Genomic DNA, 11499 nt, shown 5'->3' with positions numbered 1-11499 from the left:
GATGCACTACGCTCGACCTCCCCGTCGTGACCCCGATCGCGGAGCGGCGCATCTCTGCCAGAGGGCTCGGGGACCGCGTCACGGCCCGCGCGATCGACTTTCTCACCGAGCCGCTACCCGGGGCGGATGTGATCACGATGGGCATGATCCTGCACGACTGGAACCTCGAGAAGAAACTCCACCTGATCCGAGCCGCCTACGAGGCGCTTTCCGACGGGGGAGCCTTCGTGGCGATCGAGCACCTCATCGACGACGCCCGCCGGGAGCACGCCTTCGGACTCATGATGTCGCTCAACATGTTGATCGAGTTCGGCGACGCCTTCGACTTCACCGGCGCTGACTTCACGGCCTGGTGCACGCAGGTCGGGTTCCGCGAGATGCGCGTGATCCCGCTGACGCCCACCGCGAGCGCGGCGGTCGCGTACAAGTAGCGTTGCCCACCCCAGGTCGGCTAGGCCCACCTTGCGATAACGGAGCTCTAGAGAGGCGGGCGACCGGGGTCGAACCGGCGGGGTCCAGCTTGGGAAGCTTTCCGGGCCCTTGCGGGGCAAGGGTTTCCGGCGGCGGTAGCAGAAAGCATCACGCAATACGGCTGCAAGGCAGCCATCGGAGCTGTAGCCTCTGCTCCCGCACGGGCCGCGGGGAGGCCGAGCGCCGATTGGTTGTGCGGTCGTGAATCGGTAGGATCGGGCCTTCTCTCCCGGCAAACAGCGAACGATGGAGACCCAACGCGTCGAACGTAGGCTTTCAGCGGTGCTGGCGGCGGATGTCGTCGGCTACAGCCGGCTGGTCGGCATCGACGAGGAAGGCACGCTCGAGCGGCTGCGCTCCATACGGCTGGAACTGATCGATCCGGCCATCGCGACGCATCACGGCCGCATCATCAAGACCACCGGCGACGGCATCCTCGTCGAGTTTCCGAGCGTCGTCGACGCCGTGCGCTGCGCGCTGGCCGTGCAGCGCAGTATGGCGGAGCGTAATGCCGAGATCGCTGCCGACCGCCTCATCGCCTTCCGGATCGGGATTCACCTGGGCGATGTCGTGGTCGATGGCGCCGACCTACTGGGCGACGGCGTCAACATCGCGGCGCGGCTGGAAGGCGTCGCGGATCCGGGCGGCATCAGTCTTTCGGAGGATGTCTGGCGCCAGATCCGCGACAAGCTGCCGGAGGCCTTCGTCGATCTGGGCGAGCAGATGCTGAAAAACATCGCGCGCCCCATGCGAGTCTATCGCATCGACCTGGCCGGCGCCGCGGAAGCGCCGCACCTCACGCTACCGCTTCCCGACAAGCCTTCGATCGCGGTGCTGCCGTTCCAGAACCTCAGCGGCGATCCCGAGCAGGAATATTTCACTGACGGCTTGGTCGAGGACATGATCACCGGCCTGTCGCGGATCAATTGGCTATTCGTGATCGCGCGGAATTCGAGCTTCGTCTACAAGGGCAAGGTCATCGACATCAAGCAGGTCGGGCGCGAGCTCGGCGTTCGCTACGTGCTCGAGGGCAGCCTGCGCAAGGGCGGCAATCGCCTGCGCATCACGGGACAGCTCATCGAGGCTGAGACCGGTACGCATATTTGGGCCGACAAATATGACGGCGTCCTGGAAGACGTCTTCGACCTTCAGGACAAGATCACCGAGACCATCGTCGGGATCATCGAACCGAGCGTTCGCCGCGCGGAGATCGAGCGCGCGCGGCGCAAGCGCCCAGAGAATCTCGGCGCCTATGACCTGTATCTCCGCGCCCTGCCTCACACGCAGTCGGCCATGCCCGGAGACGCCGCTGTCGCGATCGGCTATCTTGAAGAGGCGCTCAAGCTCGATCCCAACTACGCGGTGGCCCACGCGGCCTTGGCCGTGAGCCGTGAGACCCGCTTCCGCGGCGCGGGCTTCGACGAGGCCGACCGCACCGAGGGCGTGCGCCATGCACGACTGGCGCTTGCCCTCGGCACCGACGATGCCACGGCACTCGCCTATGCGGCTCTCACCGTTCTGCATCTCGCCCACGATTTCGAGGCGGCGGCGGGCGCCATCGCCCGCGCGCTGTCGCTGAACAGCTCCTGCGCGACCGCGCTCTATTGGGGCGCGCATATCCATGCCTGGAGCGGCGACCCGGTGCTCGCCGAAGACTATGCGAACCGAGCGCTGCGCCTCAGTCCCTTTGATCCCTTGAGCCATGAAGGTTATGTCGCCCTGGGCGCCGTGCGGCTTCGCCTCCGGCGCTACGACGACGCAGCGGCATGCTTCGCGAAGGCGGTACAGGCCAACCCGCGCTTCAGCGTCCTTTACGCGTTGCAGGCTTCGGCGCTCGCCATGGCCGGCCGCATCGAAGAGGCGAACGCGCTCGCCCGGCGGCTTGTGGAGCTGGAGCCAACCTTCCGCGCCCTCCGCTTCTTGGAATTCGCTGGATTCGTGAAGCCAGAGATCCGCGAAGCCTTCGCGGCCGCATTCCGCGAGGCCGGGCTGCCGGAGTAAGAAGCGAGTTCCGAGAGAGAGCGGGCGACCGGGGTCGAACCGGCGACGTCCAGCTGGGAAGCTGTCTCGGGCCTTGTGGGGCAAGGGTTTTTCGGCGGCGCCAGCGAAACAGGATAACGCAATACTTCGGCGCGGCGGCCAGCTTTCCGATCTCGCCGTCCGCGTCTGCGGCGGGAATCCGCTCTGCGCTCCTGGCTCGTACACAGGAAGAGGACGCAAATACCCGTCAGGTCCAGGGAAGGAGCAATTCCCGTTCCATGATCTCCGCGAGGTCCGACTGCACGACGCCACTGTGCCTTCTCCTCGTTGCGGCGGTGTCCTTGGTGCTGGGCGCGAGCTCCGGGGCGTCCGTCCAGGAACGGCCGTCGAAGTCGAACCGGATGTCGGAGAAGCTGAGCCAGCGTCTGTGCGACGCGCTGCAAAGCCTGCCCGAGACGCGCAAGGCGCAGTGCTGTGGCACTTCCCCGAGCGGCGGCCTGGCGGGTGCGTGCGCTCGCGAGCTCCGCCGCTCGCTCGGGGACGATGCCGTCACCCTCGACCCGGCCGCTGTCGACCGTTGTGCTGCGGAATCCTCCCGTGAGCTGAAGGGCTGTGATTGGGTGACGCCGTACCTACCGCGGGTCCCCGCGAGCTGCCGGGGCATCGTGCATGGCCGGCTCGAGGCCGGGGCCCGCTGTCGGTCGTCGCTCGAGTGTCGCGACGGACTGCATTGCCTGGGTAGTGGGCCGACCGTCCCCGGCCTCTGCGCTCCGCCGAGCGTCCCCGGTGCCGCGTGCGGGGGTGCTCCGGACACGCTCGCGACGTACGCTAGGCAGTCCGAGTCCGACACGGGCCATCCGGAGTGCGCCGGGTTCTGCCTCCGGGGTCGATGCGTCGGGTTCGCCCCGCCGGGGGGCGCGTGCTCCTCGGATCGCCATTGTGCTCCGGGAAGCCACTGCGCATCGCGCCGATGCGTCGAAGGACCGTCGCCCGCCCTCGGTGAGCCCTGCGGTGGCTCCACCTGTGCGAGCGACCTCGCCTGCATCGACGGTCGGTGCTCGGAGGCGAAGAAGGCGGGCGAGCTCTGCACGCATCCGTTCGAGTGTCAGGCCGCGTGTCTGTCTCCGGCGGCGGACAAGCCCGGCACGTGCGGGATGAAGTGCAGCACCTGGCCCCCCGCCGGCTATACGCCGCCAGTCGACGGGCCGGTCGCTGCCGGTGCGACGCCGCGCCGCCGGGACACGCCGCGCGATCGACGGCCGGCCAAGTGACGTACTAGCGGCCGGCGCCATCCGATCGAACCCGCCGGTCCGTAACGACGGTAGGTCTCTATTTCTGCGCAGGAGTCGAGGACTCTCAAGAGGCGGCCTACAAAGGCCCGAGGAGAAGGAGGAATATCGAATGAAGAAGCGAACCGGCGCGATCGGCGCAGCGGGGGCGGTGCTCGTTCTGGCGGCTGCTGCGCCCATCGTCCAGGCGTCGAGTCATCGCGAGACGTACGCGACCCGCGTCGACCCCTGCATCGACAACACGGACACCTATGCGTGGGTGGAGCCGGGTACGCACGACAAGCTCAATATCGTCTTCAACTTCCTGCCGCTCCATGAGCCCGGCCAAGGCAACCAGCAGCTCGGGCCGTGCGAGGACGTGCTCTACGAGGTCCACATCGCACGCGGAACCGGTCCGCTGAAGGACGTCGTCACGTACCAGATCAAGTTCGACACGAATCCCGCGCCGCGTGTCGACCCGGGCGACGGAACGAAGCCCCTCACGCTGAAGGACGGCCGAGAGCTCCTCGACCAGATCTCGGGACGCTCCCAGTTCTACACGGTGACGAAGATCGAAGCCGGCGCCAAGAAGGGGAAGGTCATCGGCAGAGGGCTCCCCGTCTCACCATCGAACGTGGGTCCGCAGACGGACCGCCTCGCGTATAACATCCCGGCCATCGATCCCAGCTGCACGCAGTTCCAGGGATACGATTCCGGCGATCGGACGAGCCGCGAGGTCGGATGCTACAACGAGGCGTTCACGGCGCGGTTCATCAACCCGCTCGGAGACAACGGCTCCGAGGGCCGGATCTGGGCGGGGCAGGCGGCGGACTTCTACTACCTCGACGAGAAGGGGATCTTCGACGTCCTCAACCTCGCCGGCGATCCGGCGTCGAGCTTCGTGAAGGTCAACGGCACGCGGCTCCAGGTTGCGGGTGCACGCCAGATGCCGCAGGCCGAGAACGTCTTCACGGGGTTCAACCTCTTCTCCATCGCGCTCGAGATCCCGACGAGCAAGCTCACCGGCACGGGCCAGCCGCCCGCGCACAACGGCACGCCCGGCGATGACACGCTCCTCGCCATCCACGTGTCGGAGTCGCGGCCGCGCGTCCGGGTGCTGAGCAAGGAGCGGTACGAGAAGGACAAGGGCCGAGGTAAGTTCGTGCGCGTCGGCCGCAACGCGCTCCCGCTCTTCAACGCCGGCCTGGTGGGCGTCCAGGACCAGGAGAAGTACCTGCGGAGCAATCCGCTCGACGACTTCGACAACTTCGGCACCTACGTCCTCAACCCGATTCTGGTCCGGGACGCGGAAGCGCTCGGCATCTACAAGGCGCTGGGCGTCGATCCGGTCCCCGACTCGCTCAAGTTCAACCGGGTCGATCTCCTCAAGATCGTCGACCTCGACGACATCCCGTTCCCCGGCGCCCATCACGTGCCGATCTCGCCTCGGACCGTGGGTGACGTCCTGCGGGTGGACATGGCGATCGATTCCAGCTTCCCGAACGGCCGGCCGATCATTGGTGGGATCGATCGCAACCACGAGCAGGCCGACGTGAGCGACGTGCTGCTGACGGTGATCCTCTCGCCGGATCCGAGCACCGTCCAGATCGGCGACGGCGTCGACTTCAGCGCGGCCCAGCGCCGACTGGCGTTCCCCTGGATACCGGTCGCGTTGCAGGGCCTCACGCAGGGGCACGGCGAGCCGGCCAACTGAACCGACGCGCCTGGCGCGTCAATCGAAACGTGGACAGCCTCCACGGGCGATCCCCGTGGAGGCCGTCCGTCCCCGTGGAGGATCGTCGTCATGTCACGGATTCGATCTACGTCCAGCTGGGTCCGGGTCGCCACGAGCCTGGCCCTGGCGGGATGGTGGCAGGCCGAGCCACTGGCGGTCACCTACGCCGCACCGCCACTCGGCTCCGCGGGAATCCAGCTGACTCCCGACGAAGCCAGAGAGGCGTGCTTGACCGAGGTCAGCAGCGGATCGCCCGTCGACGAGGCGATCCGCGTCGATCAGGCCCGAGCCCGGACGCTTCCGACGAAACCTGACGGCTGGGTCCGCGTGGGCTGGGAATGGGTGCGGAAGGCGCGGCTCTCCGGCGATCCCGGCTTCTATGTCAACGTCGCGAGCTGCACGGACGCGGCGCTGCGCGTCTCGCCGGAGAACACGGCGGCCCGCGAGCTCCGGGGCCTCGTGCTGATCAACGGCCACCGCTTCGAGGAGGCTCGACAGGAAGCCGAGAAGATCCTCGCCGCCGACCCGGAGAACCCGATTGCCCTCGGGACGCTGAGCGACGCGCTGCTCGAGCTGGGGCGGTTCGAAGAAGCGGTCGCCGCCGCGCAACGGAGCGCGGACGTGAAGCCCGGGCCGGTCTTGTACGCACGGGCATCGTACTTTCGCTGGCTCACGGGTGACACGGATGGAGCGAAGCGGTTCATCCGGTCCGCGCTCAGCGGGAGGGATCGTCGCGATCCGGAGCCCACTGCCTGGACGTTCGTCGAGGCGGCGAAGGTCTTCTGGCACGAGGCGGACTACGACGGCGCCGACGCCCTCCTCGCGGAGGCGCTCCGCTGGGTCCCCGACTATCCGCCAGCCCTCGTCGCACGCGGGCGGGTGGCGCTCAGCCAAGGACAGCCGGATCGAGCGATTGGTTTCCTCGAGAAGGCCTACCGCGCGCAGCCCCTGCCGGAGACAGCCTGGCTTCTCGCCGATGCCCGGGCGATGCTCCGCGACGTCGCCGGTGCCGAGGCCGAGAGCCAGCGCGTCGTTCAGGCGGGCCGGCGTGGCGACCGCCTGACGCTGGCGCTCTTCTACGCGACGAAGAACCGCGCCATCGACGAGGCGCTGCGGCTCATCGAGGAGGAGCGCGCAGGGCGCGGCGGCGTCTACGTCGACGACACGTATGCGTGGGTCCTCTATCGCGCCGGGCGGATCGAAGAGGCGCGCCGGGCGAGCGACAGCGCACTCCGTCTGGGAACGCCGGATGCACGCATCCTGTATCACGCCGGAGCCATCCAGATGGCCGCCGCCGTCCCGGCGGGCCGGACCCTCGTCGAGAAGGCCCTCGCGATCAACCCCAAGTTCGACGTGACCGGAGCCGCCGAGGCGCGAGCGCTGCTCGCGTCGACGTCGGACCGCACCGACGCAGCGACGCAGCAGAGCCGGCGGGTGAGGCCGAATGCTCCATAGGATGCTCCTGCTGAGCGCGCTCCTCGTGCTGCGCGCGATGCCCAGCGGGGCGCACGCCGTCGGAGTGTCGCGCGGCGAGTACCGAGCCGAGGGTGCGCAGGTTCGCGCTGACCTCGTCTTCGCGCGCAAGGAGCTGCTGACGGCGCTCCCGAACCTCGACGCCGATCGCGACGGGGATCTCTCGAGCGGCGAGATCGAGCACGCGCGTGGCGAGCTCTCCGAGTGGGTCCGTCGAGGGATCGTCGTGCGAGTTTGGGCAGGGTCGTGCGCCGGCGGGCTCGAAGGAGCGGGCCTGACGGAGCAGGACGGCGTCGAGCTCGCGGCGGTCTACCAGTGTCCGCGGCAAGCGACGGCGTTCTCCGTCCGGCTGGGACTGCTCGCGGAGCTTTCCCTCGGGCACCGCCATCTCGTGAGCGCGACGTCCCCGTCGCAGACCGTGCGCACCGTGCTGTACGAGGGGCAACCGGAGCTCGAGCTGGCCCCGTCGAGCCCCGTTGCCGGCGAGCGCGGCAGCGTCGGGCCGTCGCTGTTTCGCCTGGGGGTCGAGCACATCCTCACCGGCTACGATCACCTTCTGTTCCTGCTTGCTCTCGTGCTGGTCGGTGGTCCGCTGCGATCCGTCCTCGGGGTGGTCACGGCCTTCACGTTGGCCCACTCGGTAACGCTCGCCGTCGCCGCGTTGGGCGTCTGGGTTCCGCGGCCGACGCTCATCGAGCCAGCAATCGCGCTGTCGATCGCCTACGTCGGCATCGAGAACTGTGTCAGGCCCGAGATGCGCCGCCGGTGGCGGCTCACGTTCCTGTTCGGCCTCGTCCACGGGTTCGGCTTTGCCGGCGCCCTGTGCGAGGTGGCCTTGTCGGCGGTGCAGATTCCGCTCGCGCTCGCGTCGTTCAACGTCGGCGTGGAGGCCGGTCAGCTTGCGGTGCTGGCGGTCGTGCTGCCGTTGGTGTCGTGGCTCGGAGGTCGCCCTTGGTTCGCGGGGTGGGGGGTCCAGGTCGCCAGCATTGCGATCTCGGCGATCGGGTTGTGCTGGTTCGTCGTACGGGTCACGGGCTGACAGGGCGGTACGGACTCGGGTTGTCGATTCACGGCATGAGGCCGGACTTTGATGCGACCACTTCAGCCGCAGGAAGAACAGAGGTGGACGCGAACGATCGACGCGATCATCTCCTCGGACGTGACTCAAGCGACGAGGCGGAGGAGCACATCGTTCGTGAAATAGCGCAGCGGATCGTTCTGGGGAAATCTCAACGCGGCCGCTAGACGTCGGCTCGGGCAGGGGGAGAGGCTGCGAATCGGCACGAGTTACGAGCCTCACAGAGTTCGGTAGAGCGGTGCATGCTGAGGCCGATGCCATTGTCTCCGCAGCCCGTGTCGGAGTCTCGACGGGGCACGGGTCGAGGCCGCAGGCGTAGCCCGCCAGGAGCGACTGAGTCCTCCAGCGGCCCGCCACGGCGCCTCTATCGACTACGACCACAATGCGGCGCTGGTCGGCATCGCCCAGGATGTGACGCCCTACGGCTTCACGCTCGCGGCGCGCAACTCGGACTGCCACTCTGGATCGTCGGGCTTCTACTGGATCGCCTTCGGGTGTGGCGTCGGATGCGGTTGATGGACGCGGAAGGAGAGCTCCCCTAGCGGCTCGGGGCGGTGGGAAGCATGCCTTGACGCCGGTGGCCCTACCGGTGCATGCCCGGTCCGATGAAGGCCGCGGTCTACGCGGGCGACCGAACCGTCGCCGTCCAGGAGCGGCCGGTGCCCGTCCCGTCCGCAGGCGAGGTGGTGGTCGCGGTCGACTACTGCGGGATCTGCGGCACCGACCTGCACAGCGTCATGGAGGGATGGGCCCGGCCCGGCGCGATCCTCGGGCACGAGTACTCGGGCCGGATCGCGGCGGTCGGACGGGGTGTCGGCGGATGGGCGGTGGGCGACGAGGTCACGGCGGAGCCCGGCCGCGTCTGCGGGACCTGCGAGTTCTGCGCCGGCGGCCGGCCGTCTCTCTGCCGCGACTACATGGCCCTTCTGCTCGCCGGCGCGTGGCCGGGAGCGTTCGCCGAGTTCGTGCCCGTGAGCGCGAGCCAGCTGCACCGCATCCCGCCCGGTCTCGGGGCGCGTGCGGCCGCGCTGACCGAGCCGCTCGCGGTCGCGCTCCACGCGATCACGCGCAGCCGGTTTGCACGCGGGCAGGCGGCGCTCGTGACAGGCGGCGGCCCGCTCGGCTGTCTCCACGCCGCCGCGCTGAAGGCGATGGGCGCCGGCCGCGTGATCGTGAGCGAGCCGTCCCCGGCCCGGCGCGATGCCGCGTGCGCAGCGGGCGCCGACCGCGTGGTGGCTCCGGAGGAGCTCGACCCGCCGGCGTCGCCGCTCGTCGAGCCCGACGACGCCGTCGAGGTCGCGTTCGAGTGCTCGGGCAAGCCCGCCGCGTTCGCGCACGCCCTGGCGCAGCTCCGTCCCGGGGGGACGCTCGTCATCGTCGGGACCGGGATACTGCGGCCGGAGCTCGACCACCACCGCCTGATCGTGAAGGAGCTCACCGTGACCGGCGCCCTCAACTACGACGCGAGCGGCTTCGACGACGCGCTCCGGCTGCTGGCCTCCGACGCGCTGCCGCTGAACGCGCTCATCGCGCCCGGTGCCGTGCCCCTCGCGAGCATCATGCCGGCGATGGAGGACCTCGCGGCCGGGCGCACGGCGGCGAAGGTCCTCGTCGCGCCGGGGGCGTGATGGCGGAGCCGACCGGTCGATTCAACCACGTCGCGATGAGCGTCGCGCGCGAGAAGGTGCTCGACGCCGCGTGGCGAAAGCAGCTCGCCGACTTCTTCGGCGAGGTCTTCGGGTGGCAGGACGTAACGTACCCGCCCGGTGATCTCTCGTCGCTGATCTTCCTCGCCTACAGCCCGCGCCAGTTCGTCTTTGTCATCGCCGACGACACACCGATGCAGTGCCCGCGCATGAATCACTTCGGGATGGAGGTATCGACGGTCGGCGAGCTCGAGGACATCCATCGCCGGGCGGTTGCGTACCGGGAGAAGGATGCGGGCGTCGACATCGTGCCGCCGAAGGCGGAGATCGTGGGGCCGTTCCGTCTGACGAGCTTCTACGTCGGGTACATGCTCCCGATGATGGTGGAGGTACAGCATTTCGAGGAGATCGCGGCCACCGGGTGGTGAGCCCCGAGGCTGACTGGGACGCGGGGATCGTCCAGCTTCCGAACGGTCAGCGCATCCCGCGGGTCCAAGCGCGCGAGAACTGGCCGTGCGGGAAGAACGGAACGAAGGGACGTCCACGGGCACCCGGGAAGCGCTGTCTCCGGCAGCAGCTCCGTGCCAGCGCTCGCCACGCGCCCACGACCCGCACGCGCGCGGTGCCACGCGGAATTGGATGGGTCACCGCAAAAGCGGAAAGGAGCGCGCTCGCATGAATCCGAACAAGGCACTCTGGGAGAAGGGCGACTTCACCCGCATCGCGCGGAGCATGCGCGAGAGCGGCGAAGCGGTGGTCGAGAGTCTCGGCGTGAAGCCTGGGCTCAAGGTGCTCGATCTGGGCTGTGGAGATGGCACCACCGCGCTGCCCGCGGCGCGCCGCGGCGCAGACGTGTTGGGCGTCGACATCGCCCGCAACCTCGTCGAGGCCGGAAACCGCCGCGCGCAGGAGCATGGCCTCACGAACCTCCGCTTCCAGGAGGGCGACGCGTGCAACCTGAGCGGGCTTGCCGACGACATGTTCGACCTCGTGGTGAGCATCTTCGGCGCCATGTTCGCGCCCAAGCCCTTCGACGTGGCCAAGGAGATCGTGCGCGTGACGCGCCCCGGCGGTCGCATCGTGATGGGCAACTGGATCCCGAACGACCCGACGCTGGTGGCACAGATCCTCAAGATCAGCGCCGCCTACTCGCCGCCTCCGCCCGAGGGCTTCGTGAGCCCCATGACGTGGGGCGTGGAGAGCCACGTGCTCGAGCGCTTCGGCGCCGCCGGCGTGCCGAAGGAGCAGGTGACGTGCGTCCGGGACACCTACACGTTCAACTACCCGAAACCACCCGCCGAGCTCGTGGCGGCGTTCCGCAACTATTACGGCCCGACGATGAACGCGTTCGAGGCCGCGGAGAAGAATGGGCGTGCGGCCGACTTGCAGAAGGAGCTGGTGGCGCTCTTCGAGAGCCAGAACCAGAGCCCCACGCCGGGGACCACGTCCATTCCCGCGACGTTCCTGCGCGTGACGGTCAGGGCCTGAATGCGAAGAGCGGGCGACCGGGGTCGAACCGGCGACGTCCAGCTTGGGAAGCTTTCTTGGCCCTTGCGGGGCAAGGGTTTTTCGACGGCGGTAGCAGAAACGGGATAACGCAATATGGACCCGCCGCCGTCGCTATCGCGATTTCGCTACCGCCATCAGCGACTGTGCACTGCCGCTACGATCATGCCCTCGCGTCCGCGGTCGGCTCTCGTCGGACCCAACGCGTCGGTCTCACGAGACTCCGAGCTCGACGTGCACGGGCGATGCAACCAAGGAGCGTCGGAACCTGTTACGCCAAGCGCACCGGATACACTTGGTGGGTTCCGCCGAAGCCCTTCAGAACAACGTCGCGGCCCGCAT

8 protein-coding genes are annotated in these 11499 nt (G+C 68.6%); all 8 read left to right on the top strand.

What is annotated here, in order from left to right; genetic code table 11:
• On the top strand, window positions 1-431 hold a 431-nt coding region (locus E6J59_03895), incomplete at its 5' end, for a methyltransferase (protein TMB22420.1).
• Window positions 432-717: 286 nt separating this feature from the next.
• The gene (locus E6J59_03890; protein ID TMB22419.1) at window positions 718-2472 is read left to right on the top strand and encodes an adenylate/guanylate cyclase domain-containing protein; all 1755 of its coding nucleotides are present in this window, start codon (window positions 718-720) and stop codon (window positions 2470-2472) included.
• 1380 nt (window positions 2473-3852) lie between these two features.
• Window positions 3853-5433: a DUF4331 domain-containing protein gene (locus E6J59_03885; protein TMB22418.1), complete on the top strand. Its 1581-nt coding sequence runs from the start codon at window positions 3853-3855 to the stop codon at window positions 5431-5433.
• Window positions 5434-5523: 90 nt separating this feature from the next.
• The gene (locus E6J59_03880) at window positions 5524-6909 is read left to right on the top strand and encodes a tetratricopeptide repeat protein (GenBank protein TMB22417.1); all 1386 of its coding nucleotides are present in this window, start codon (window positions 5524-5526) and stop codon (window positions 6907-6909) included.
• A gap of 1 nt (window position 6910) precedes the next feature.
• Window positions 6911-7966 (top strand): HupE/UreJ family protein, encoded by a 1056-nt coding sequence (locus E6J59_03875; GenBank protein ID TMB22416.1) that lies wholly within the window; start codon window positions 6911-6913, stop codon window positions 7964-7966.
• A 632-nt stretch (window positions 7967-8598) separates the two neighbouring features.
• Entirely contained in the window at window positions 8599-9633 is a 1035-nt protein-coding gene (locus tag E6J59_03870; protein TMB22415.1) for a zinc-binding dehydrogenase, read from the top strand.
• Window positions 9633-10079: a hypothetical protein gene (locus E6J59_03865; GenBank protein ID TMB22414.1), complete on the top strand. Its 447-nt coding sequence runs from the start codon at window positions 9633-9635 to the stop codon at window positions 10077-10079. The genes E6J59_03870 and E6J59_03865 overlap by 1 nt, the downstream gene beginning before the upstream one ends.
• Before the next feature lie 247 nt (window positions 10080-10326).
• A complete protein-coding gene (locus tag E6J59_03860) occupies window positions 10327-11139 on the top strand; it encodes a class I SAM-dependent methyltransferase (protein TMB22413.1) in 813 nt (270 codons plus the stop codon).
• Window positions 11140-11499 lie beyond the last annotated feature (360 nt).

Source organism: Deltaproteobacteria bacterium (assembly GCA_005879795.1).
Classification (GTDB): domain Bacteria; phylum Desulfobacterota; class Binatia; order DP-6; family DP-6; genus DP-6.
The sequence above is the reverse complement of the archived record's forward strand: the minus strand, read 5'-3'. Positions and strand labels throughout refer to the sequence as shown.